Origin of the sequence: Pseudomonas sp. TUM22785 (assembly GCF_028198105.1) — a bacterium.
In the GTDB taxonomy this organism is placed as follows: Bacteria; Pseudomonadota; Gammaproteobacteria; order Pseudomonadales; family Pseudomonadaceae; genus Metapseudomonas; species Metapseudomonas solani.
This window is the reverse complement of sequence record NZ_CP116239.1, coordinates 6,466,941-6,491,398: the sequence shown is the minus strand read 5'-3', so window position 1 is coordinate 6,491,398 and position 24,458 is coordinate 6,466,941. Positions and strand designations below refer to the sequence as shown.

Sequence of the window (24,458 nt, the reverse complement as noted above, 5' to 3'; positions counted from 1 at the left end):
TGGGCAGGAAGATCGAGCGGAAGGTCCCGTAGCTGTCGGTGTACTCGTCGAACTGCGCCTGGTTGCTGCGCGCGGCCTGGATCACCGCCGGGCTGGCATCGGTGTACTCCTCCAGGTGCTTGGCGTAGCTGTCGCTGGCGATCTCGCTGCCGCTGGCGCCGTCGGAGAGGTAGAACACCCGGCCGCCGCTGTCGACCATCAGGGTGTAAGCGAACTTCAAGTCCACCTCGCCGGCGTACTCGCCGAGGTTGCGCACCTGTTCCAGGTACTCGCCCTCGCGCAGGCCATCGGCCGTCCGCGCCCGCTCCAGGTAGTCGTTACCCAGCAGGCGTGGCACTGCATGAGCCGCCGCACGCAGGCGGTTGTCCATCTGCTCGCGGATGTCCAGGGACTTCACGTACTGCGCGTAGCTGATGAAGGTGGCGATGCTGATCAGGTTGACCAGGGTGAAGGCCAGCAGAATCTTGGTCTGCAGGCTGACGGAGCGCAGCGATGACATCGGTTCAGTTCCATCCGAGTGGAGATTCCAGCCGCTCTTGCAGTGGCTTACTTTTGTTTCGGAATACTCTGACAGAACTTGAGTGGCAAGTGGCTAGGCCGTCTTTGGCGCGGAACGCTCTGCGTCCTATTCAGCAGCATCACGAACCGGCCGTTCAGCTGCTGCCAAGCATGTCTTGGGAGGCCATTTTGTCGCTCTAGCTTTCGCTGGTATTGCCGGCGTTTTGATTCGTTCTTGACTGAGGGGAGGTCCTAGGTCGGATGCGGAGCCGTCAGGTGGTGTGGCTAGACAACCGGCAGAGATTGTTGTCGATAGTCCGGTATGGCAGGTGCGGGGACGCTTATGCACCGCGCGCCTTCTGATGATTGGGAGTCTGTGCCCGGCGCGTTCAATAAGTCGGAGGCGCTCTCAGCTCTACCGGTTCTGGCTCTCTAGTTCTCCTCTACGTCGGCATCTTGCACCACTCAAGCGGTTTTACCGTCTGTCGTTGCTGTGATCTGCATCATTGCAGTTCATTTTTTTTTCTATAAGGTGGCCAGCCGCCACTATTTGTGAAAAATTTGTGAAATCAGGAAATGTAGAGGCCAAGGATTTGGAGTCTGGCCAAGGAGTTCTACGCCAATGACTGGCATTACCGTATTGATACTTGCTGCAGAAAGTGGGCATAAGCTTGATCGCTGGGAGCAGGGGGCGCTCCCCAAACAGTTCATCGAGGTGCAAGGTGAGACGCTCATAGGGCGTACCCTTCGCTTGTTGTCGGAGCAAGGCATAACCATGCCTTGGCTCGTCACCGCCAGTCCTGCGTTTGCCGCATTGCCCGCTATCAGCTGGTGCCCGCTGAATAACGAAACCAAAGCCCATAGTCTGCTTGCAGCAGAGTCGCTCTGGGTCAGCGGCGATTTGCTGGTTTTGTATAGCGACGTCTACTACTCGGAGGCTGCATTCAAATCATTGTTGAATATCAGCGGAACCCGCTTTCTGGGACGCAGCGGGCGTAGCGCTTACACCTTCAAAAATTATGGTGAGCTTTTTGCGATTCGCATTGCAGCCGGGGATCGTGGCGCTGCTCTCGATGCGCTCGCCCGCATGGTTCTCCACCATCAGCGCACCAACGATCAGAGTTTCTGGAACTTCTACCGGCTCATGGCTGGTCTGCCTCTTGATGGCGAATCCATGGAGCAGCGGCTGTTCATTGACGTGCACGATGAAACTGACGATGTGGATTTTGTTGAAGATGTTCCAATGCTGCTCGAAGCCATCGAAAAGCCTCTGCGCTGGCGTGCTCGCTACCTGCTGCGCCGTTTGAGCCTGCTTAATAAGGCGCGTCGGGATCGCGCTCGCTCACTGTCGGTGAGCAAGGGTGAGAGGATCTGGACCGCTTATTGAGGCTCTTACGCTCTTCGTCGCTGCGGTGCCGGCTCTCTGGGGATGAGACTCGGCCTTGAGGCACGAGGAGATAGTAGAGGAATCGCCAAAGGGGCAGTCCGGCATAGAGATTTTCTAGCGTACTGCTTGATGACCCCCTGCAAGCTCGCGCCGACAGGGGGCTTGATACGGGCAGTGCCCTGGTTACAGCGTCGTCTTGCAGCTCACGCCCACGGCCTTGAACGCGTTGATCACGTCCGTCGTCGGCAGGCTGCGGTTCTGTGCCGACTTGATCACGCCGCAGGCGCCCTGGTCGAAGGTGCTGGTCTCGGTCCAGTAGAAGCGGTTGGCGTCGACGAACACTTCGAAGGCCTTGCGGGTGTTCCAGCCGGTCGACTTGGCGAGCAGGTAGAAGGCGCGGTTGTACACCCCGCTGGAGTGGTGCACGTCGATGCCCTCGTAGTAGTCGCTGGCCCGGTCGATGGAGCTGCCGTCACGGCTGGGCTGGTCCATGTAGCGCAGCGAACCGTTGCCCTTGAAGATATCGGCACCCACCTTCCAGTCGTTCTGCCCCTTCATGAAGTACTCGGCGGCTTCGCCGGCCATGTCCGAGAAGGCTTCGTTCATGCCGCCGGATTGCCCCTCGTAGACCAGGCCGGAGTTCAGCTCGGTAAAGCCGTGGCTGACCTCGTGGGCCGACACGTCGAGGGAAACCAGCGGGTAGAAGCGGCTCTTGCCGTCGCCGAAGGTCATGGCCTGGCCGTCCCAGAAGGCATTCTCGTAGCCGTTGCCGTAGTGCACCTTCATGTACAGCTTTTTCTCGTTGAGCGGACGCAGCCCGCCGAACCAATTGCCGTACATCTGGAACACCACGTTGCCGAAGTAGTGGGCATCGTTGAGGGGCGAGTAGGCGCCGTTGGTGAGCTTGTACTCGTTGTACGGGCAGGCGAAGCGGAAGGCTTTGACGCTGGTGTTGTTGGTGCTGTTGTTGAGGTTCACGGTGATCACGTCACCGCTGTTCATTTCGCAGCGGTTGTTGACGATCAGCGGGCCGTACTGGGTGCCGTAGAGGTATTTGCCGGTCTTGGCGTTGCCGCCCGGGCCGGTGGCTTCGGCGTGGTTGAGGCCTTCCCAGCGCTGCAGGACCTGGCCGGTGTTGGCTTCGATCATGAAGTGCGGGCGGGACGGCTCATCCCCGCCGACGAAGAACGACACCACGTAGGCGAGCTGCGCCTGTTTCTGCTCGTTCAGCCGTACCACCAGCTCGCTCTGCTCGTTGCTCACCGGCTGGCTGCTGGCGACCAGGGCCTTGGCCTGTTGCAGGGCCTGCTCCTTGGTCAGGGTGGGGGTGGCGTCACGCACCAGGTCCTGCTCGATGCCCACCAGCATGCGGCCGGTGCGCTTGGTGGCGCCGTTGCGGCTTTCGGTGATGGCTTCGCCCCAGACCCGCACGCCCTTGTAGTACTGCTGGTAGCGGGTGACCTGGGTGCCGTTCGGCAGCTTGGCGCTGGTGCCCTTGTCGAGCTCCTCGGGTGCCAGGCCCAGGTCGGAGTGGATGTCGCTGCCACCGGCTATTCCTGCCCGTGACGGCAACTTGGCTACGTCCACCAGCTCGGCCGCGAGTCCTATCGCGGGAGAGGCGAGAGTGGCCAGGATCAGCGTTTTTCCTATGAACTTCCTTTGCATTCTGTAGCTCCTTGGTGATGGTCGGAGGGTATCTCCGTGGTGCTCCAGTGGCCTTGTGGGCGCTCTAGGAGCGAGGTATCGCCGGTGCCCGGCGGATGGCCGGTTGGGGTGGCGATAAGGAGGAAGGTATAGACGCCAGGAAGGGGATATCAACGCTCGAATGCATAAATAATCGCGATATTTGCTGCAAATTTCGGCAATAAGGCGGCTATTTGTCGTTAATTGACAGGGTGTCAATTTCTAGCCGTTGCGCTTGCCCGAGTGCCGCGGCGAACACGGATGGGCTCTCCCGGTGGAGTCCAGCTCGGGATTCAGGGCTGCAGGGCCCGAAAAACGGGAGGTTGCGCCGGCAACCGCAAACGGGCGCTGGCAACGGCGAAGCGGGGGAGAGGAGGAGGGGGGACGACGAAGCGAAGCCCTCGGCCTTCGGTCGGATCACCCAAGGCCTGCGGGAGCTGCCGACGACTGGTCAGTCGGAAGATGTGCGGCGATCGTGTCGATAGAGCCAGGCGAGCGGTGGCAGCAGGGCGAGCAGGGCAAAACCGTCGACCCACAGGTGCGCCCAGATGCCCCGCTGCGCGGAGAGCAGCATGTCCTGCGGGGCCCACAGCAGGATGCCGACCATCATCCAGCCCCAGGCCGAACCGTTGCGCCCACGGTCGCCGATGCGCACCAGGGCGAACATGAACACCGCGTAGCTTTGCATCGTGGCGCCGAACAGGGCCTGCCACCACAGCTGCTGATCGCGCGCGCCCGCCGGCACTGCGCCGGTCCAGAAGGCGTGCTCGACGCCCTGCTGATAGGCCTCGAACAGCGGCAGGTGGTTGAACCAGGTGAGCACGAGGCCGGCACAGAGATGCCCGAAAGCGGCGGCATACAGCCAATAAACGAGGAGCTGGCGGAGGCGTGCGTGCGGGGTGGTCATCGACATTCCGTGTCCTGCTGGAGCATGGGTGGTGGCGGAGTGTAGCGACTTTGCCCCTACGCCATTGGGATGCGTTGCGCGTGAGCGCGCACTCCCGGGCCGTATCGCCTTTCTTGACGAAGTTTTCACACGTGCTTGTGCAGAGTTCGTGTAGTTCCTGCCGGTTCGCTCGGCAGCCTGTATCCGACTGATGGAGTTCTTATGCCGTCGCATGCGCGTGATCAAGGGGCCCGGACATTCGACTGGGCCGGTCTGGGCTGGTTGTTTCTGTTCTTCTGGTGCTTCTCCGGCCTCACCCAGGTGCTGATCCTGGCCACCGATACCAGTGGCTTCACCGGCTTTCGCCAGGCCTTCCTGCTCAGCGGCCTGTGGCTGATCCCGGTGCTGCTGTTCCCGGCGCGCACCCGCACACTGGCTGCGGTGATCGGCGTGATGCTCTGGCTGGCCTCGTTGCCGGCGCTGTTCTACTTCCTGGTGTACGGCCAGGAGTTTTCCCAGAGCGTCATCTTCATCATGTTCGAGTCCAATACCGCCGAGGCCGGCGAGTACCTGACCCAGTACATGACCTGGTGGATCCCCCTGGTGCTGCTGGCCTACGCCGCCGTCGCCTGGCTGATCTGGCGGCGCCTGCGCCCGGTGTACCTGCCCCGTGGCAAGGCGCTGGCGATCAGCGCGGCCTTGCTGGTGGCGCTGCTCGGCTACCCGGTGACCAAGCAGATGATGGTCAACGACAGCTTCGAGCAGGCCATGGACGGCATCGACAAGCGCCTGGAGCCGGCGGTGCCCTGGCAACTGGCGGTGGGCTACCGGCAATACCGCCAGCAGCTGTCCAACATGCAGGACCTGCTGGAAGGCAACGCCCGCATCGCGCCCCTGGCCAACCTGCGCGACATCAACGGCAACCAGCCGTCGACCCTGGTGCTGGTCATCGGCGAATCCACCAACCGCCAGCGCATGAGCCTGTATGGCTACCCACGCTCGACCACGCCGAACCTCGACAAGCTGCGCGGCGAGCTGCAGGTGTTCGACAACGTGGTCACCCCGCGCCCCTACACCATCGAGGCGCTGCAGCAGGTGCTGAGCTTCGCCGACGAGAGCAACCCGGACGCCTACCTGAGCAAGCCCTCGCTGCTGAACATGATGAAACAGGCGGGCTACAAGACCTTCTGGATCACCAACCAGCAGACCCTGACCAAGCGCAACACCATGCTCACCACCTTCTCCAAGCAGGCCGACGAGCAGTTCTACCTGAACAACAACCGCAACCAGAATGCTCGCCAGTACGACGACGACGTGTTCGAGCCCTTCGCCAAGGTCCTCGCCGACCAGGCGCCGCGCAAGTTCATCGTGGTGCACCTGCTGGGCACCCACATGAGCTATCAGTACCGCTACCCGCCGGAGTACGAGCGCTTCACCGATCGCCAGGGCGTGCCGCCCAACGTCACCGACGACCAGTTGCCCACCTACAACAGCTACGACAACGCCGTGCTGTTCAACGACCACGTGGTCTCCACCCTGATCGAGCGCTTCAAGGCCACCGACCCGAACGGCTTCCTGCTCTACCTGTCCGACCACGGCGAGGCGGTGTTCGACCCCGAGCACCCGCAGGTGCTGGGGCGCAACGAGGCGGCGCCCACTGCGCCGATGTACACCATCCCCTTCATGGTCTGGACCAGCCCCGCCTGGCAACAGAGCCACCCGCGCAACTTCGCCGGTACCTTCGACCGCCCCTTCAGCAGCGCCGGGCTGGTGCACACCTGGGCGGACCTGGCCGGCCTGCGTTTCGACACGCTCGATCCCAGCCGCAGCCTGGTCAGTGCCGACTTCAAGGCGCGCCCGTTGATGATCGGCGACCCCTACGCGCCGAAGACCATGATCGACTTCAGCCTGATCAAGCCCAAACCCAAGGCCGCCGCCAAACCGGTGGAAGTGGCAAAGGAGGGCGATCAGCCCCTGCAGAGCGGCCCGCCCAGCACCCGTGGTTGAGGTGAGATAGCGTCCGGCCCCGGCCTTGACTGTGCCGGGGCGTCTGTCTGTCAGCTTTTTGCTTGGAAATCCGACGGGCCGATGGAATGGCGCCGTAGGCTGTTGCATCATTCCGCCCCTGCAACGCCTTCCCCCACTCAAGGATTTCCACATGGCCGGAGCCAGCCTGCTCACCCTGCTAGACGATATCGCCAGCGTCCTCGACGACGTTTCCCTGATGACCAAGGTCGCCGCGAAGAAAACCGCCGGCGTACTGGGGGACGACCTGGCCCTCAACGCCCAGCAGGTTTCCGGCGTGCAGGCCGAGCGCGAGCTGCCGGTGGTCTGGGCAGTGGCCAAGGGCTCGGCGGTGAACAAGGCGATCCTGGTGCCGGCTGCGCTACTGATCAGCGCCTTCGCGCCCTGGGCGGTGACCCCGCTGTTGATGGTGGGCGGCGCCTACCTGTGCTTCGAGGGCTTCGAGAAGCTCGCCCACAAGTGGCTGCACAGCGCCGAGGAAGACGAGCAGAGCCACGCGGCCCATGTCGAGGCGCTGGCCAAGACCGACGTCGATGTCGTGGCCTTCGAGAAGGCCAAGATCAAGGGCGCCATCCGCACCGACTTCATCCTCTCCGCTGAAATCATCGCCATCACCCTGGGCACGGTCGCCGAGTCGTCCTTCGGTGTGCAGGTGGCCGTGCTGGTGGGCATTGCCGCGATCATGACCGCCGGCGTGTATGGCCTGGTGGCCGGCATCGTCAAGCTGGACGACCTGGGCCTCTACCTCAGCCGCAAGGCCAGCCAGGCCGCGCAGAGCATTGGCCGCGCCATCCTGCGTGCCGCGCCCTACATGATGAAAGGGCTGTCGGTGATCGGCACCGCCGCGATGTTCCTGGTGGGCGGCGGCATCCTCACCCACGGCATCCCTGCGGCCCATGAGCCCATCCATCACCTGGCCGAAGCGGCGGGCGCCGCTGGCGTGGTGGTGCCGACCCTGATCAACGGCGTGGTCGGCATCGTCGCCGGTGCGCTGGTGCTGGTGGTGGTGAGCCTGGCGAAGAAGCTGTTCGCCAAGGGCTGATAGCCGCCACTGAAAAACGCCCCGCCGGCATCGCCCGCGGGGCGTTTTCGTTTTCAGGGGCTCGTGTTGCCGTTCTGGCCGTAGCCCGGGCTTCAGCCCGGGGCCGGGGCATCGCGGATGAATCCGCTCCCACAAGGCAGCATCCTGGGTGGGCGGTACTTGCCGAGGTGGGTAGGGCGGGTGAAACCCGCCTTGGTCGAGGTCGCGGGATCAGGCGTTGGGCTTGAAGGCGCAGTAGCCGGGGCGCGGGCCGATCCTGGGGTGGTTGCGGCAGGTTTCCGGGCGCTTGTCGTAGATGGTGCATAGGCGCGACTTGCGGTCGAGGAAGTAGCAGTCGTTGTTGGCCATGCGGGCCAGGGTGAAGATGCCCGACTTCTGGTTGAAGCGTTCCACCAGGCCGTCCTTCATCAGGCGCTTGGCGATGTTCTTCGGCGGCTCGCCGCGCTCGAAGTCGGCCACCAGCTCCATGCGGATCAGGTCGCTGATGCGGGCCTCCACCGGCATGGTGCAGCAGCTGGAGACGCAGGCGTGACACATGCTCTTTTCGTAACGGATCCAGGTTTCGGTGCGATCGATGTCGGCACCGACGATGAGCATGGTTTTCATGGCTTGGGCGCGGGCTTGGGGCTGGGAGGGCGCGCATCATAGCGGGATTGGCGAATTTGTGAACAGTTTGCCGCCGGCCGGCGAGAGGATTTCTACTCTCTGTGCGCAATCGGATGAATTTTCTGTGTCTGTGAGATGGCCAGCATTCGTCTGTAGGGAGTGTTCCGTTTCGCTCGATATACTGGCGCGTCGCCATTTACGCCGGGCGGCGGCGTTGAACGTGCAGGGATCTGGCGTTTCTTCTCAATCACTTGGGAATTCAGTGCATGCAATGGATCTTCATGCTGGTGGGTCTGGCCATGGGAGCGGCAGCCGGTGAATCGATCACCGGAGCCCTGCTGGGCGGCCTCCTCGGATTGGGCCTCGGACAGGCGATTCGCCTGCACGGGCTGAGTACGGAAAACGCCGCCCTGCAGAAGCAGCTGCGCGAGTTCGCGGCCCGTTTCGATGTGGGCACCCAGGCCATCCATGAGCGGCTGCTCAAGGTCGAGCGCAGCGGGGTGCAACCCGCCGCTCCCGCCGCGCCGCCCACCGAGGCGCCCGTGCCGGTGCCGGAAGCGCCCGTCGTGCATGCTCAGGCCGCCGCGCCGGAGAAGCCGGAGCAACCGGTGGACGACAGCGAGCTGGTCTGGGAACTGCCTGCGGAGCTCGAGCCGGAGCCCCTGGTGGTGACCCCGCCACCGCGCCAGCCGGATGTCAGCGACTGGACCCTGGAACCCCTCCCCGAGCCCTTGGCCGAACCGCTACCGCCGCGCCAGTCGGAGCCCATGGTCGCCCGTGCCCCGGTTACCCCGCCCCCACCGCCGCCGCCCCGCGAGCCTTCGCTGTTCGAGCGGGGCTTCGAGGCTGCGCGCAACTGGCTGTTCGGCGGCAACACCGTGCTGCGGGTCGGCGTGCTGCTGCTGTTCCTCGGCCTGGCCTTCCTCCTGCGCTACGCCACCGAAGGCATGGTGGTGCCCATCGAGGTGCGCTATGCGGGTGTCGCTGCCGCGGCCATCGCCCTGCTGGGGCTGGGCTGGTGGCTGCGCAAGCGCAACCCCAACTACGGCCTGATGCTGCAGGGTGCGGGTATTGCGGTGCTCTACCTGACGGTGTTCGCGGCGATGCGCCTGCATCCGCTGCTGGACCCGAAGATGGCGCTGATCCTGCTGATCGTGGTCACCCTCTGCTCGGCCATCCTCGCGGTGCTGCAGGACGCCCTGGGCCTGGCCGCCGCTGCGGCGCTGGGTGGCTTCGCCGCGCCGATCCTCACCTCCACCGGCAGCGGCAACCATGTCGCGCTGTTCTCCTATTTCGCCCTGCTCAACGCCGGCATCTTCGCCATCGCCTGGTTCAAGGCCTGGCGCCTGCTCAACCTGATCGGCTTCGTCGGCACCTTCGGCATCGGCTTCGCCTGGGGTCTGCGCTCGTACAAGCCCGAGCTGTTCGCCAGCACCGAGCCCTTCCTGGTGCTGTTCTTCCTCATGTACCTGGCCATCGGCCTGCTGTTCGCCCGGCGCAAGCTGCGCGAGGCGGCGGCCGCGCCGGATGGCGAGCGTGATGCGCTGCTGCGTTGGTCGGCGCGCCAGGGCGACTACATCGACGGCACCGTGCTGTTCGGCCCGCCCCTGGTCGGTTTCGGCCTGCAGTACGCGGTGATCCACCACATCGAGTTCGGCGCCGCCTTCAGCGCCCTGGCCATGGGCCTGCTGTACATGTTCATCGCCCGGGTCCTGGCCGGTCGCGCACCGGGCCGCGCCTTGTTGCTGGTGGAAACCTGCATGGCCCTCGGCGTGGTGTTCGGCACCCTGGCCATCCCGCTGGGCCTGGATGCGCGCTGGACCTCCGCCGCCTGGGCCGTGGAAGGCGCCGGCATCTTCTGGCTGGGCCTGCGTCAACGCCGGCCTCTGGCCCGTGCCTTCGCCCTGCTGTTGCAGGTGGGGGCGGCACTGGCCTTCCTCGGCAGCCTGCGCGTGGGCGTCGACAGCCTGCTGGACGGTGCGGCGCTGGGCGCGCTGATGCTCGGCGTGGCGCTGCTGTTCAGCTTCTGGCAACTGCGCGGTGCGCAGGAGGAAGAGGCGTCCGCCTGGGAACGCAGCGGCTTGCCGGTGCTGGCCTGCAGCGGGCTGGCCTTCCTCTACCTGATCGCGCCGCTGTGCCTGCGCGCCGAAGGCACCGCCATCGTCTGGGCCCTGGCCGGCCTGGCGACCCTCTACGTCGGCCTGCGCCTGGCCTCGCGCACCTTCCTCTTCAGCGCCTTCGCCGTGCAGCTGCTCGGTGGCGCCGTGTTCCTCCTGGGCATGGACCGCAGCGGGCTGGGCAGCGGCAGTGCGTTGGGCTGGAGTGGCCTGGTCACCGCCTCGCTGATCGGCCTGGCGCTGATCGGCGGCATGCTGGTGGCGGCCCGCGACGACATGGTGCGCAACGACAAGCGCCTGCTGCACAGCATGTCCCTGGTGCTGCTGGTGGGCTTGGTGTTCATCAACCTGGCGGTGCTCTTCGTCCTGCCCTGGCGCACGGCCAGCGCGGTATGGGGCGGCAGCGGCCTGCTGATCGTCTGGCTCAGCCTGCACCTGCAATTGCGCGCCAGCTTCGTCTTCGGCCTGGCGCTGCAGGTGATCGCCGGCCTGAGCTTCCTCGCGGTGAGCCCGCTGCTGCTCGGCCAGTTGAGCACCGAGGGCTTGCGCCCGCTGGCCCACGCCGGCTTCTGGACGCCGCTGGTGCTGTCCCTGGCCGCCCTGGCCGGCGCCTGGCGCCTGCACCACGAAACCCGTCGCGAGGACCCGCGCCTGCAAGGCCTGAGCCTGGGGCACCTGTCGCAACTGCTGCTGGTGTGGAGCGCGGGCTGGTGGACCCTGACCTGGGTCGCCGAGATCGCCCGCTTCGCCGCGCCGGAACTGCAGGTCCCCCTGGTACTGCTGGCGGCGGCGGTGACCGTGACGCTGTGGATGCTGCTGGCGCTGCGCACCCAGTGGCGCACCCTGGCGCTGCTTTGCCTGCTGCTGGTGCCGGGTGCGCTGGTGGTGCTGATGCTTGCCTGGAACCCGCATTACCACCCGGCGGCGGACTTCGGCTGGCTGGGCTGGGGCGCGCTGTTCGCGGTGCACCTGCTGGCCCTGCGCAAACTTCACGGCCTGTTGCCGGAAGGCCCCCGCAGCGCCGCCCACGTGCTGGGCTGCTGGTTGATCCTCGGGGTGCTGGCACTGGAGCTGCGCTACCTGCTGATGCTGCTGTCCGAGCACTACAACGCCTGGCGCTGGCTGGGCTGGGCCTTGCTGCCGAGCCTCTACCTGCTGCTGGTCACCCGGGTGTCGCGCCTGCCCTGGCCGGTGGTCGCCTTCCCGCGCGAATACCGCCTGTGGGCCGCCATGCCCCTGGCGGCGATGATGCTGGCCTGGTTCTGGATCGCCAACGCCTGGAGCGACGGCAGTGCCGACCCGCTGCCCTACCTGCCGCTGGTCAACCCGCTGGAGCTGGGCCTGCTGTTCGCCCTGCTGGGCGTCTGGCTGTGGCTGCGCGAGAACCTCGGCGAGTTCGGCTTCGACGCCAGCATCCAGCGCCTGGCGCCGCAGTGGGTGGTGGGCGCCTCGCTGTTCGCCCTGGCCACGGCCATCGTCTTCCGCAGCGCCCACCACTGGGGCGGCGTGCCCTTCGTGCTGGAGGCGCAGCTGGATTCGATGCTGGTGCAGGCCGGCCTGTCCATCGTCTGGACCAGCATCGCCCTGGGCCTGATGATCGGCGGCCACAGGCGCGTGCACCGCGAGCTGTGGCTGGTGGGCGCCGCGCTGATCGCGGTGGTGGTGGCCAAGCTGTTCTTCGTCGAACTGGGTAACCGGGGCGGCCTGGAGCGGATCATTTCCTTCATCGGCGTCGGCGTGTTGCTGCTGGTCGTCGGTTACTTCGCGCCGCTTCCGCCCAAGCGGGCGGCGCCCGAATCGGAGCAGGTCAACGCATGAGCCGTTTCCCCCTCTTGCTGAACATCTGCCTGGGCCTGCTGTGCGTGACACAGCCGGTGCAGGCCCAGGACAGCCTGGACGACTTCGCCGCCCGGGTACCGCTCAAGGTCGAGGGCAATGGCCCCTGGTACCGCGTCGACCTGCCGATGTCGCTGCATTTCCTCGCCCGTCATGCCGACCTGCGTGACCTGCGCATCTTCAACGCCGAGGGCGAGCCCCTGGCCTATGCGCTGGCCCGGGGTGAATCCCAGGTCACCCGCAGCGAGCAGGAGCTGGAACTCAAGTGGTTCCCCCTGCGCGGCCCGGCCGATACCAGCCTGGGTGCGCCTCGGGTGCGGGTGGAACGCAGCACAACCGGCACCGTGGTCGAGGTGCTGCCGGAAGACCCGGCCGCCAGCGGCGAGCGCCTGCGTGGCTGGTTGCTGGACGCCAGTGGCATGAAAGCGCCCCTGGAGAAACTGGTGATCGACTGGAGCGAGGAGGGTGAAGGCTTCCAGCAGTTCACCATCGAGGCCAGCGACGACCTGCAGAGCTGGCAGTCCTGGGGCACCGGGCAGATCGCCCGGCTGAGCTTCGGCAACGACCATATCTACCAGCGTGAAGTGACCCTGCCCGGGCACAAGGCGCGCTACCTGCGCCTGCTCTGGCTGGACCGCGAAGCGCCGTTGCTCACCGAAGCGCGGGTCACCGGTGCCCGCCAGGAAAGCAGCCCGGCGCCCATGGTCTGGTCCGACCCGCTGCCCGCTGGCAGCCCGGCGGCCGGCGAGTACAGCTGGGACCTGCCGTTGCCGCTGCCGGTGGAGAGCCTGAAATTCTCCCTCGAACAGGCCAATACCCTGGCGCCGGTGCGGCTCCAGGCGCGGAGCAACGACACCGCGCAATGGCAGGCGCTGACCTCCGGGCTGCTCTACCGCCTGCCCAAGGACGGCAAGGAGGTGCTGCACGACCGGCTCGAACTGGACGGCTGGATGCCGGTGCAGCACCTGAAGATGAGCGTGGACCAGCGCGCCGGCGGCTTCGGCGTCAAGGCCCCGACCCTGCAGGTAGGCATGCGTGCGCTGCAACTGGTGTTCCTGGCCCGGGGCACGCCGCCCTACACCCTGGCCGTCGGCAAGCCCGGCGCGGCCAGCGCCGAACTGCCGTTGACCACCCTGGTGCCCGGCTACGGCCCCGGCAGCCTGGCGAAGATGGGCAGCGCCCAGCCCGATGGCGACCTGCGCCTGGCCGAGGCCAAGGCGGTGGTGGTGGCCGAGGAGAAGGGCTCGGCATTGGCCTGGAAGCGCATCGGCCTGTGGGCCGTCCTGTTGCTGGGCGTGGGGCTTCTGGTGCTGATGGCGCTGAGCCTGCTGAAGGGCCAAAGCAAGGGCGCCTGAGGCCGCTCGCTGAGCGAAGTTGTCACGTAGATACTGGCTTTTTGCTGTATCTTGGCGCCGTTGCGCGACAGGGGTCGCGCAACGTTCCTTTGCGTCAGGTACGGCCGGTGCTCGACTTCATTTCGCAGCTGCAAGCTGCCCGCCTCTTGGGCCAGTCCTTCTTCGGGCGGCCGGTCATTCGTCGGCTCGGCGTGGGGCGCCCGGCATGAGCATGTGCAGCGGCTCCGGCTGGGCCCTGACCACTCCCGTCCTGTTCACCGGGATGCTGAGCGTCGGCATCATGTTCCTGGCCCGCTGGATCGGCCGCCAGCGCTACTTCCCGGGCCGCGCCAGCTTCGTCGTCCTGCATGTCTGCATTCTCTGGTGGCTGACCACCGCCGGCCTCGAACTGGCCGCCCAGGGCGCCTCGTGCAAGGTGTTCTGGGCCAGCATGGCCTGGCCGGGGATCGTCGCCGTGCCCACGCTCTGGGCGGTGTTCCTCTGGCAATACGTCAACAGCATCCGCGAGCCTCTGGCGCCGCAGCGCTACCTGCCCCTGGCGATCGCGCCGCTGGCGGTATGGGGCCTGGCGCTGCTCAACCCCTGGCAGGCTTTCTATGGCCCGGCCACGGCGCCGGCTTCCAGCCTGCCGGGTGCGCCGGTGGTGTACGAGCACGGCGTGCTGTTCCACGGCACCGCGGTGTACGTCTATGTGCTGATGCTGTTCTGCCTGGCGGTGGTGAGCCGTGCGGTGATCACCAGCCACGGCCTGCATCGTCGCCACTACCTCGCTTTCGTCGTGGTCACCTGCGTGCCCTGGGCGGCCAACATCAGCTACGTGGTGTTCGGCTGGACCCTGTTCGGCTTCGACCCGACACCCTTCAGCTTCGCCTTCACCCTGCTGGCGTTTTCCTGGCTGATTCTCGGTGTGCGCCTGTTCGACCTGTTGCCGGTGGCGCGCCACCTGTTGCTGGAGGAGCTGCCCGATCCGGTGCTGGTGATCGATGCCAAGGGCCGCGTGATCGAGGCCAACCCCGCCGCGCTGCGCCTGGCGGGCCTGCGTAACGGCTGGCAGGGCAGGGCGCTGCTGGGCTGGCCGGTGATCGGCGTCGAACTGCATGGCCTGCTGCAGGCGCAGGCCGGTGGCGAGCCGATGCTGACCCTGGGCGAGCCGCCGCGTTACTTCGAGGTGCGCGCCCGGGCCATCGAGCGGGTCACCCGCACCGGCAGCCATGTGCTGGGGCGGATGGCCTACCTGCGCGAAGTGACCGAGCGCCACCGCAGCGAGCTGCAGCTGGCCGAGGCCCTGGCCCTGAGCGAGCAACGCCTGCTCACCATCTCCAGCCTGCATGAGCAGCTGCAGGAGCAGGCCCTCTGCGACCCGCTCACCGGGCTCTACAACCGCCGCTACCTCAACGAATTCTTCGCCCGCGAGCAGGCCCGCAGCCTCCGCGAGGAAACCCCCATCGCCCTGGCGCTGATCGACCTGGATCACTTCAAGCAGCTCAACGACCGCCACGGCCACCTGGTGGGCGACGACGTGCTCAAGGGCGTCGCCGGCTTCCTGGAATGCAGCCTGCGCAGCACCGACGCGGTGTTCCGCATCGGCGGCGAGGAGTTCCTGCTGATCCTGCCCGGGGCCGACAGCGAAGAGGCGCGCCTTCGCCTGGAAGCCATCCGTCGCGAACTGGCCGATACCGGCCTGGCCACCCGTGGCGGCAAGCTGCACGTGACCCTGTCCGCCGGCCTGGCCATCTGGCCCAGCCAGGGGCAGAGCCTCGACGAGCTGCTGCAGGTGGCCGATGCCGCGCTGTACGACGCCAAGCGCAACGGCCGCAACCAGGTCTGCGCGCTGGCCCGGGTGAGCCTCTGAGCCGTCGCTGAACCAGTTGGCGTTTGCTGCGTCAGATGATTCTGCGTGCCGCCCAGAAGGCCTCCGGCGCCTCTGCTCCGGGCATTGCAGAAGGCTGCCGAGCGGCTTGCAGCATTGCGGCGCGAGTCGCGCTAAACTGCGCGCGTTTTTACTTCCCCTCCGGAGCCTCTTCCATGTCCCGCGTAACCCTGAGTCGCTATCTGATCGAGCAGACCCGTAGCCACAACACCCCTGCCGATCTGCGCTTCCTCATCGAGATCGTGGCGCGTGCGTGCAAGGAAATCAGCCATGCCGTTTCCAAGGGCGCCCTCGGCGGCGTGCTCGGCAGCATGGGCACCGAGAACGTACAGGGCGAGGTACAGAAGAAGCTCGACGTGCTCTCCAACGAAATCCTCCTGGAAGCCAACGAGTGGGGCGGCCACCTGGCCGGCATGGCCTCCGAAGAGATGGACAACGCCTACCAGATCCCCGGCAAGTACCCCAAGGGCGCGTACCTGCTGGTATTCGACCCGCTGGACGGCTCTTCCAACATCGACGTCAACGTCTCGGTCGGCACCATCTTCTCGGTGCTGCGCTGCCCGGACGAGTACCTCTCCCAGAACGACAGCCTCAACGAGCAGGCCTTCCTGCAGCCGGGCACCAAGCAGGTGGCCGCCGGCTACGCCATCTACGGCCCGCAGACCATGCTGCTGCTGACCCTGGGCGACGGCGTCAAGGGCTTCACCCTGGACCGCGAGCTGGGCAGCTTCGTACTGACCCACGACGACATCCGCGTGCCGACCGCCACCGCTGAATTCGCCATCAACATGTCCAACCAGCGCCACTGGGAAGCCCCGGTGAAGCGCTACGTTGACGAGCTGCTGGAGGGCAAGGAAGGCCCGCTGGGCAAGAACTACAACATGCGCTGGATCGCCTCCATGGTGGCCGACGTGCACCGCATCCTCACCCGTGGCGGCCTGTTCATGTACCCCTGGGACGCCCGTGAGCCGGAGAAGCCCGGCAAGCTGCGCCTGATGTACGAAGCCAACCCGATGTCCTTCATCATCGAGCAGGCCGGCGGCGCCTCCACCGATGGCCGTCAGCGCATCCTCGACATCCAGCCCACCTCCCTGCACCAGCGCGTGCCGGTGTTCCTGGGTTCCAAGGAAGAAGTCGAGCGCGTTACCGGCTACCACCAGGAATAAGCCATGCAGCCCTGGCAGCCGTTGCTCGACTGGTGGTTCGGCGATTTCGCCGACGCTGCCGAGACGGCTGCCGCGCGCCAGGGCCTGTGGTTCGGCAAGCGCGACAGCCAGGACCAACACGCCCGCCAGTGCTTCGGCAGCCAGGTGGAGCAGGCGCTGGACGGCGGCCTGGCCGACTGGGCGGAGCAGCCCGAGGGCTGGCTGGCGCTGATCCTGCTGCTGGACCAGCTGCCGCGCATGCTCTTCCGTGACCAGCCCCGCGCCTATGCCGGCGACAGCCGTGCCCTGGCACTGGTGCGCGACGGCATCGCCCGGGGCCTGGATGCGCAGCTCACACCAATCCGCCGGGTGTTCGTCGAGATCGTCTTCGAGCACGCCGAGGACTTGGCCACCCAGGAACTGGCCGTGCAGCGCTACACCGCCCTGCGCGATGGCGTTTCCCCTGCCGAGCGCGAGCTGTTCGACGGCTTCCTCGACTACGCCGTGCGCCACCACGCGGTGATCGCCCGCTTCGGCCGCTTCCCCCATCGCAACGCCATCCTCGGCCGTGCCTCCAGCGTCGAGGAAGCCGCTTTCCTCAAGGAACCCGGCTCGCGCTTCTGACTCCAATGGGCATTCCCCGTGGCGCTGTGCCAAGCTTGCCGCGGTATTCCCCACACCACGGAGTCATTCATGCAACTGCGCATCCTCGCCCTGCTGTCCGTTTGCGTCGCGCTCGTCGCCTGCAACAAGATCAACCAGGAGAACTATTCGAAGATCAAGGCCGGCATGGCCAAGGCCGAGGTCGAGCAGATCATCGGCGAACCCACCGAGTGCTCCGGCGCCGTGGGCCTGACCAGCTGCACCTGGGGCGACCAGAAGGCCTTCATCAGCATCCAGTTCGCCGGCGACAAGGTGATGATGTACCAAGGGCAGGGCCTGAAATGATCCGTCTTGCGCTGCTGCTTGGCGCGCTGCTGCTGGCCGGTTGCGCCGGCTCCAGCGAGCCCGCTGCGCCACCGCGCACGGTGGGCTCGGTGGATCTGCAACGCTACCAGGGCACCTGGTACGAACTGGCGCGGTTGCCGATGTTCTTCCAGCGCCATTGCGCACAATCCGAAGCCCACTACAGCCTGCAGCCGGATGGCGCGGTCGGCGTGCTCAACCGTTGCCGTACCGCCGAAGGCGAATGGCAGGAAGCCCAGGGCCAGGCCGTGCCCCAGGTCGCCGGGCAGACCGACAAGCTCTGGGTGCGCTTCGATAACTGGTTCAGCCGCCTGGCGCCGGACCTCACCAAGGGCCAGTACTGGGTGCTTTACCTGGACGACGGTTACCAGACCGCGCTGGTGGGCCACCCGGACCGCACCTACCTCTGGCTGCTGTCACGCACTCCCGAGGTGCCGGAACACACTCGCGCGCACCTGCTGAAGCTGGCCCGCGACCAGGGCTACGACACCGATGGCCTGATCTGGCGTACGCCGGACGACAAGATGCCGCGCTGATCCCCTAGCCCAACAGGGAGCGCAGCACGCCGGCGAACTCCCGCGCCGTCGCCTCTTCCTCGGGGTGACGGCCGTCCCGCACCACCCAGCGTCCCGCCACCATCACATCACGCACCTGGCGATCACCACCGGCGAACAGCCAGCGGTTGAGCAGCGCGTCGTCCTGGGCGGTGGCGAGGTAGGGGTCGTTGCCGTCCAGCACCAGCCAATCCGCACGCTGGTCTGCTGCCAGGGCGCCGGTGGGCTGGCCCAGGGCCTGGGCGCCACCGTTCAGCGCTGCCTGGTAGAGGGCGTCGCCCACGCGGGGCTGATGCGCCTGGTGCAGGCGGTTGCGGCGCTGGTCGCGCAGGCGCTGGCCGTATTCCAGCCAGCGCAGTTCTTCTACCGGGCTGACCGACACATGGCTGTCGGAGCCGATGCCGAAGCGTCCGCCCTGGGCCAGGTAGTCCACCGCCGGGAAGATGCCGTCGCCCAGGTTGGCTTCGGTGGTCAGGCACAGACCGGCCACCGCGCCGCTGCGGGCCATCGCTTCGACCTCGTCGGGTTCCGCATGGGTGGCGTGGACCAGGCACCAGCGCGGGTCTACATCGACGTTGTCGTAGAGCCATTGCAGGGGGCGGCGGCCGCTCCAGGCGAGGCAGTCGTCCACTTCCTTGCGCTGCTCGGCGATGTGGATGTGGATGGGTGCGTCGCCCGGGTCCGCCGCCAGCACGGCGCCGATCTGCTCCGGTGTCACCGCCCGCAGCGAGTGGAAGCAGGTGCCCAGCACCTGCCCGGCGGGCAGTGCTGCGCGCAGGCGCTGCTGCAGGGCGAGGTAGCCATCGGTGAAGTTGATGAAGCGGCGCTGGCCCTCGTTGGGCGCCTGGCCGCCGAAGCCGGCGTGGCTGTAGAGCACCGGCAGCAGGGTCAGGCCGATGCCGGTGCGGCTGGCGGCCTGGCTGATGCGCAGGGCGAGTTCTGCCGGGTCGGCATAGGGGCGCCCGTCACGGTCGTGGTGCAGGTAATGGAATTCGGCGACGCCGGTGAAGCCGGCCTTGAGCATCTCGATGTAGAGCTGGCGGGCGATCACCTCCACCTGCTCAGGCTCCATGCGGCCGACCAGGCGGTACATCAGGTCGCGCCAGGTCCAGAAGCTGTCGTTGGGGTCGCCCGCCACCTCGGCCAGGCCGGCCATGGCGCGCTGGAAGGCGTGGGAGTGCAGGTTGGGCATGCCCGGCACCACCGGGCCGTTCAGACGTTCGGCGCCATCGGCCGTGGCGCCTGCTTCCACGCGGCTCAGGCGGCCATCCGCGGCCACCTCGAAACGGACGTCCCTGGCCCAGCCCTGGGGCAACAGGGCTCGTTCGGTGAAGAAGGCTGGCATGATTAGCGACCTGCGAGGGTTGTTATTTGTATATACATATACAGACGTATATCGAGACCGTAAACTCGCCCTGTTCCCCGGCCGACCAGCCGAGCGTGCCGCCAAGGAGTGTTCCCGTGCCCAATCCGCCTGTCGATATCCCGTCCTTCGCCGTCCAGCCCGGCGAGGCGCCTGCGCCGCTCTACGCACGGGTCAAGCAGATGATCTGCCGGCAGATCGACGACGGCACCTGGCCGCCGCACCATCGCGTGCCCTCCGAGAGCGAGCTGGTCAACGAGTTGGGCGTCAGCCGCATGACCGTCAACCGCGCCCTGCGCGAGCTGACTGCCGACGGCTACCTGGTGCGCATGCAGGGCGTCGGCACCTTCGTCGCCGAGCCCAAGGGCCAGGCGGCACTGTTCGAGGTGCACAACATCGCCGAGGAAATCACTGCGCGGGGCCATGCGCACCGCTGCGAAGTGATCGCCCTGGGCGAGGAACTGGCCGGCTCCGAGCGTGCCCTGGCACTGGACGTGCGCGAGGGGCAGCGGGTGTTCCATTCGCTCATCGTGCATTACGAGAACGACGTGCCGGTGCAGATCGAGGACCGCTACGTCAACGCCTCGGTGGCGCCGGACTACCTCAAGCAGGACTTCACCCAGCAGACGCCTCACGCCTACCTGTCCCAGGTGGCGCCGCTCACCGAGGGCGAGCACGTGGTCGAGGCGATCCTCGCCGACGCCGACGAGTGCCGCCTGCTGCTGATCGAGCGCAGCGAACCCTGCCTGCTGATCCGCCGCCGCACCTGGTCGGGCCGCAATACCGTCACCAGCGCGCGCCTGCTCTACCCGGGCTCGCGTTACCGCCTCGAAGGGCGGTTCGGCTCATGAGCCTGCCCCGCGTGCTGCGTGCCGCCGACTACCCGCGCATGCCGTGGAAGAACGGTGCCGGTTCCACCCAGGAGATCCTCCGCGACGGCGGCGCCGACCTCGACGGTTTCGGCTGGCGCCTGTCCATCGCCGATGTCGGCCAGCCCGGGCCCTTTTCCGCCTTCACCGGTTACCAGCGCGTCATCACCGTGCTGGAGGGTGCCGGCATGCGCCTGGTGGTGGACGACGTCCCGTCCCGCGAGCTGACGGCCGGTGACGCCTTCGCCTTCGACGGCGGCAGTCGCGTGCAGTGCGAGCTGCTGGGCGGCGCCATCCGCGACTTCAACCTCATCTATGCCCCGCAGCGCTTCGCCGGCCGCCTGCAGTGGCAGCGCGTCAACGGGCCGCTACGCCTGTTCAGCGCCGCCGACACCCTGCTGCTGTTCAGCGCCGGCGAAGAGCTGGAAGTGCGCCTGGACGCGGGCGAAACACTGCACCTCGGTCGCCATGACTGCCTGCACCTGGAAGGGAATGGCACGCTGCGCGAGCTGGTGCTCGATGCGCTGGCCGTGGTGGATTGCTGCCTGATCGAGCTGCAACCGCGCTGATCCCCTTGTTCTCCACGTTGGACTCGATGCCGTAGGTCGGCGCCGAGCGCAGCGAGGCCCAACGCTTCATGGCCTGGTCCCGCTTTCGTGCCTCGGCGGAACATCGCCCGGCTCCACCTGTGTTTCCTCCCCTTTCCCCGTCGCGTTACCGAATGCCCCATTACCGTGCGCCGAAGGAGGCTCTTTGCCCCAGGAAAGCGACCCGGTAACAGGTCGGCTACCTTCCTTGCGGTCCACCCCCGAACATTTCGCGTTTGCTCTCGGCCCCGTCATTCGCGGCGTACAGCGGTTCCTTGCGACGCAGAGAGGCGTACCTCAGTGAACTGGCCTTTCACTTGCATATGCTTGTATGTACAAGTTCATATGTGTGTAGATATCCCGGGTACGATCCCGTCCATCTGCACTCCACGTCTCCCAGGAGCCTGCCATGACCAAATTTCGTGATGTCGAGATCCGCGCTCCCCGCGGTACCCAGCTAAACGCCAAGAGCTGGCTGACCGAAGCGCCGCTGCGCATGCTGATGAACAACCTGGACCCGGAAGTGGCCGAGAACCCCAAGGAATTGGTGGTGTACGGCGGTATCGGTCGTGCTGCGCGCAACTGGGAGTGCTACGACGCCATCGTTCGCACCCTCAAGGAGCTGAACGAGGACGAGACCCTGCTGGTGCAGTCCGGCAAGCCGGTCGGGGTGTTCAAGACCCACGCCAACGCCCCGCGCGTGCTGATCGCCAACTCCAACCTGGTCCCCCACTGGGCGACCTGGGAACACTTCAACGAGCTGGACGCCAAGGGCCTGGCCATGTACGGCCAGATGACCGCCGGCTCGTGGATCTACATCGGCAGCCAGGGCATCGTCCAGGGCACCTATGAAACCTTCGTCGAGGCGGGCCGCCAGCACTACGACGGCAAGCTCGCCGGTCGCTGGGTACTCACCGCCGGCCTCGGCGGCATGGGCGGCGCCCAGCCCCTGGCGGCGACCCTGGCCGGCGCCTGCTCGCTGAACATCGAATGCCAGCAGAGCCGTATCGACTTCCGCCTGAAGACCCGCTACGTCGACGAGCAGGCCAAAGACCTGGACGACGCCCTGGCGCGCATCGCCAAATACACCGCCGAAGGCCGCGCCATCTCCATCGCCCTGCACGGCAACGCCGCCGAGATCCTCCCTGAGCTGGTGCGCCGTGGCGTGCGCCCGGACATGGTCACCGACCAGACCAGCGCCCACGACCCGCTCAACGGCTACCTGCCGGCCGGCTGGACCTGGGAGGAGTACCGCGACCGTGCGCAGAGCGAACCCGCTGCCGTGGTCAAGGCCGCCAAGCAGTCCATGGCCGTGCACGTGCAGGCCATGCTCGACTTCCAGAAGCAGGGCATCCCCACCTTCGACTACGGCAACAACATCCGTCAGATGGCCAAGGAAGAGGGCGTGGCCAACGCCTTCGACTTCCCCGGCTTCGTCCCGGCCTATATCCGCCCGCTGTTCTGCCGCGGCATCGGCCCCTTCCGTTGGGCGGCGCTCTCCGGTGACCCGCAGGACATCTACAAGACCGACGCCAAGGTGAAGGAGCTGATCCCCGACGATGCCCACCTGCACCGCTGGCTGGACATGGCCCGCGAACGCATCGCCTTCCAGGGCCTGCCGGCGCGCATCTGCTGGGTTGGCCTGGGCCAGCGCGCCAAGCTGGGCCTGGCGTTCAACGAGATGGTGCGCAGCGGCGAGCTGTCGGCGCCCATCGTCATCGGTCGCGACCACCTCGATTCCGGCTCGGTCGCAAGCCCCAACCGCGAGACCGAAGCCATGCAGGACGGCTCCGACGCCGTGTCCGACTGGCCGCTGCTCAACGCCTTGCTGAACACCGCCAGCGGCGCCACCTGGGTGTCGCTGCACCACGGCGGTGGCGTGGGCATGGGCTTCTCCCAGCACTCGGGGATGGTCGTCGTCTGCGATGGCACCGACGAAGCCGCCGCGCGCATCGCCCGCGTGCTGACCAACGACCCGGGCACCGGCGTGATGCGCCATGCCGACGCCGGCTACCCGATCGCCATCGACTGCGCCCGCGAGCAGGGCCTCAACCTGCCGATGATCGGCAAGGGGGAATGAGCATGTTCGACCTCCATCTGCACCCCGGCCAACTGACCCTGGCCCAACTGCGCAAGGTCCACCTCGGACCGGTACGCGTGAGCCTGGACGCCAGCGCCGATGCGCCCATCGAGGCCAGCGTCGCCTGCGTCGAGCGCATCATCGCCGAGGACCGTACCGCCTACGGCATCAACACCGGCTTCGGCCTGCTGGCCTCCACCCGCATCGCCCGCGAGGACCTGGAGAAGCTGCAGCGCTCCCTGGTGCTGTCCCACGCCGCCGGTGTCGGCGAGCCGCTGGACGACGCCCTGGTGCGGATGATCATGCTGCTCAAGGTCAACAGCCTGGCCCGTGGCTTCTCCGGCATCCGCCGCAAGGTGATCGACGCGCTGATCGCCCTGATCAACGCCGAGGTCTACCCGCACATTCCGCTCAAGGGCTCGGTGGGCGCCTCCGGCGACCTCGCCCCCCTGGCGCATATGTCCCTGCTGTTGCTCGGCGAGAGCCGCGCGCGCCACAAGGGGCAGTGGCTGCCGGCCGCCGAGGCCCTGGCCATCGCCGGGCTGGAGCCGCTGACCCTGGCCGCCAAGGAGGGCCTGGCCCTGCTCAACGGCACCCAGGCCTCCACCGCCTACGCGTTGCGCGGGCTGTTCGAGGCCGAGGACCTGTTCGCCGCCGCCGCCGTCTGTGGCGGGCTCAGCGTCGAGGCCATGCTTGGCTCGCGGGCGCCCTTCGATGCGCGCATCCATGCCGCCCGTGGCCAGCGCGGGCAGATCGACGCCGCCGCCGCCTACCGCGCGCTGCTCACCGAGAGCAGCGAGGTGGCCCGCTCCCACGCCCAGTGCGACAAGGTGCAGGACCCGTACTCCCTGCGCTGCCAGCCGCAGGTGATGGGCGCCTGCCTGACCCAGATGCGCCAGGCCGCCGAGGTGCTGGAGGTGGAGGCCAACGCCGTATCCGACAACCCGCTGGTGTTCGCCGAGCAGGGTGACGTGGTCTCCGGTGGCAACTTCCACGCCGAGCCCGTGGCCCTGGTCGCCGACAACCTGGCCCTGGCCATCGCCGAGATCGGCTCGCTGTCCGAGCGGCGCATCTCGCTGATGATGGACAAGCACATGTCGCAGCTGCCGCCCTTCCTGGTGGCCAACGGCGGGGTCAACTCGGGCTTCATGATCGCCCAGGTCACCGCTGCCGCCCTGGCCAGCGACAACAAGGCGCTGGCCCATCCGCACAGCGTCGACAGCCTGCCCACCTCGGCCAACCAGGAAGACCACGTCTCCATGGCGCCGAACGCCGGCAAGCGCCTCTGGGCCATGGCCGAGAACGTGCGCGGCATCCTCGCCGTGGAGTGGCTGGGCGCCTGCCAGGGCCTGGACTTCCGCGAAGGGCTGAAGAGCTCGCCGAAGCTGGAAGAGGCCCGCGCCCTGCTGCGCGGCCAGGTGCCCTACTACCAGGAGGATCGTTTCTTCGCCCCGGACATCGAGGCCGCCAGCGCGCTGCTGGCCAGCGGCTGCCTCAATGCCCTGGTGCCGCCGGGCTTGCTACCGAGCCTCTGAGCCCACCCCCCCACCCCAGCGGGCCGTGCGCTCGGCCCGTCTGACAGAACAAGA

The 24,458-nt window shown here is 66.9% G+C and carries 18 protein-coding genes; 14 read left to right on the top strand and 4 right to left on the bottom strand.

Annotated elements, in window-relative coordinates:
- Nucleotides 1-1,120: 1,120 nt before the first annotated feature.
- Nucleotides 1,121-1,885 (top strand): NTP transferase domain-containing protein, encoded by a 765-nt coding sequence (locus PI990_RS29475; protein ID WP_271659283.1) that lies wholly within the window; start codon nt 1,121-1,123, stop codon nt 1,883-1,885.
- A gap of 183 nt (nt 1,886-2,068) precedes the next feature.
- On the opposite strand, the gene PI990_RS29470 is transcribed toward PI990_RS29475, so the two are convergent.
- Both PI990_RS29470 and PI990_RS29465 read right to left on the bottom strand, forming a co-directional pair.
- Nucleotides 2,069-3,550, bottom strand: a complete 1,482-nt coding sequence (locus PI990_RS29470) for a M4 family metallopeptidase (protein WP_184489721.1) — start codon at nt 3,548-3,550, stop codon at nt 2,069-2,071.
- 469 nt (nt 3,551-4,019) lie between these two features.
- Nucleotides 4,020-4,475 (bottom strand): cell division protein, encoded by a 456-nt coding sequence (locus PI990_RS29465; protein ID WP_271661374.1) that lies wholly within the window; start codon nt 4,473-4,475, stop codon nt 4,020-4,022.
- Nucleotides 4,476-4,676: 201 nt separating this feature from the next.
- Here PI990_RS29465 and PI990_RS29460 point away from each other — a divergent pair, with 201 nt between their 5' ends.
- Nucleotides 4,677-6,461: a phosphoethanolamine transferase CptA gene (locus tag PI990_RS29460; RefSeq protein ID WP_271659282.1), complete on the top strand. Its 1,785-nt coding sequence runs from the start codon at nt 4,677-4,679 to the stop codon at nt 6,459-6,461.
- 151 nt (nt 6,462-6,612) lie between these two features.
- On the top strand, nt 6,613-7,521 hold the full coding sequence (locus PI990_RS29455; RefSeq protein ID WP_263400935.1) for a DUF808 domain-containing protein: 909 nt from the start codon (nt 6,613-6,615) through the stop codon (nt 7,519-7,521).
- A 210-nt stretch (nt 7,522-7,731) separates the two neighbouring features.
- Here the strand turns inward: PI990_RS29455 and PI990_RS29450 are convergent, their stop codons facing one another.
- Nucleotides 7,732-8,127 carry a YkgJ family cysteine cluster protein gene (locus PI990_RS29450; RefSeq protein WP_043240585.1) on the bottom strand — a complete coding sequence of 132 codons (396 nt, stop codon included), beginning with the start codon at nt 8,125-8,127 and terminating at the stop codon, nt 7,732-7,734.
- Between the two features lie 299 nt (nt 8,128-8,426).
- Here PI990_RS29450 and PI990_RS29445 point away from each other — a divergent pair, with 299 nt between their 5' ends.
- The 7 genes from PI990_RS29445 (at nt 8,427) to PI990_RS29415 (ending at nt 17,952) form a co-directional block, all read left to right on the top strand.
- Nucleotides 8,427-12,062: a DUF2339 domain-containing protein gene (locus tag PI990_RS29445; RefSeq protein WP_442969357.1), complete on the top strand. Its 3,636-nt coding sequence runs from the start codon at nt 8,427-8,429 to the stop codon at nt 12,060-12,062.
- Nucleotides 12,059-13,435 carry a DUF3999 domain-containing protein gene (locus PI990_RS29440; protein WP_271659280.1) on the top strand — a complete coding sequence of 459 codons (1,377 nt, stop codon included), beginning with the start codon at nt 12,059-12,061 and terminating at the stop codon, nt 13,433-13,435. The genes PI990_RS29445 and PI990_RS29440 overlap by 4 nt, the downstream gene beginning before the upstream one ends.
- 205 nt (nt 13,436-13,640) lie before the next feature.
- Complete coding sequence (locus PI990_RS29435) at nt 13,641-15,287, top strand: histidine kinase N-terminal 7TM domain-containing diguanylate cyclase (RefSeq protein WP_031288371.1); 1,647 nt, start codon at nt 13,641-13,643, stop codon at nt 15,285-15,287.
- A 173-nt stretch (nt 15,288-15,460) separates the two neighbouring features.
- Nucleotides 15,461-16,471 (top strand): class 1 fructose-bisphosphatase, encoded by a 1,011-nt coding sequence (locus PI990_RS29430; RefSeq protein ID WP_184489715.1) that lies wholly within the window; start codon nt 15,461-15,463, stop codon nt 16,469-16,471.
- Between the two features lie 3 nt (nt 16,472-16,474).
- Nucleotides 16,475-17,074 carry a DUF924 family protein gene (locus tag PI990_RS29425; protein WP_271659279.1) on the top strand — a complete coding sequence of 200 codons (600 nt, stop codon included), beginning with the start codon at nt 16,475-16,477 and terminating at the stop codon, nt 17,072-17,074.
- A 69-nt stretch (nt 17,075-17,143) separates the two neighbouring features.
- Complete coding sequence (locus PI990_RS29420; RefSeq protein WP_021221206.1) at nt 17,144-17,398, top strand: hypothetical protein; 255 nt, start codon at nt 17,144-17,146, stop codon at nt 17,396-17,398.
- Entirely contained in the window at nt 17,395-17,952 is a 558-nt protein-coding gene (locus PI990_RS29415; protein ID WP_021221205.1) for a lipocalin family protein, read from the top strand. The genes PI990_RS29420 and PI990_RS29415 overlap by 4 nt, the downstream gene beginning before the upstream one ends.
- A 4-nt stretch (nt 17,953-17,956) precedes the next feature.
- Here PI990_RS29415 and PI990_RS29410 read toward each other — a convergent pair whose 3' ends face one another.
- A complete protein-coding gene (locus PI990_RS29410; protein ID WP_271659278.1) occupies nt 17,957-19,315 on the bottom strand; it encodes a formimidoylglutamate deiminase in 1,359 nt (452 codons plus the stop codon).
- Between the two features lie 116 nt (nt 19,316-19,431).
- Between PI990_RS29410 and hutC the strand changes: the two genes are divergently transcribed.
- The 4 genes from hutC to hutH all read left to right on the top strand — a co-directional run bounded on the left by hutC (nt 19,432) and on the right by hutH (nt 24,404).
- The gene (gene hutC / locus PI990_RS29405) at nt 19,432-20,184 is read left to right on the top strand and encodes a histidine utilization repressor (RefSeq protein ID WP_021221203.1); all 753 of its coding nucleotides are present in this window, start codon (nt 19,432-19,434) and stop codon (nt 20,182-20,184) included.
- Nucleotides 20,181-20,771, top strand: coding sequence for a HutD/Ves family protein (locus tag PI990_RS29400; RefSeq protein WP_271659277.1), 591 nt, complete (start codon nt 20,181-20,183; stop codon nt 20,769-20,771). Before hutC ends, PI990_RS29400 begins: the two co-directional genes overlap by 4 nt.
- 427 nt (nt 20,772-21,198) lie before the next feature.
- Complete coding sequence (hutU, locus tag PI990_RS29395; RefSeq protein WP_271659276.1) at nt 21,199-22,869, top strand: urocanate hydratase; 1,671 nt, start codon at nt 21,199-21,201, stop codon at nt 22,867-22,869.
- Nucleotides 22,870-22,871: 2 nt separating this feature from the next.
- Nucleotides 22,872-24,404 carry a histidine ammonia-lyase gene (hutH, locus tag PI990_RS29390; RefSeq protein WP_184489708.1) on the top strand — a complete coding sequence of 511 codons (1,533 nt, stop codon included), beginning with the start codon at nt 22,872-22,874 and terminating at the stop codon, nt 24,402-24,404.
- The last annotated feature ends 54 nt before the right edge of the window (nt 24,405-24,458 follow it).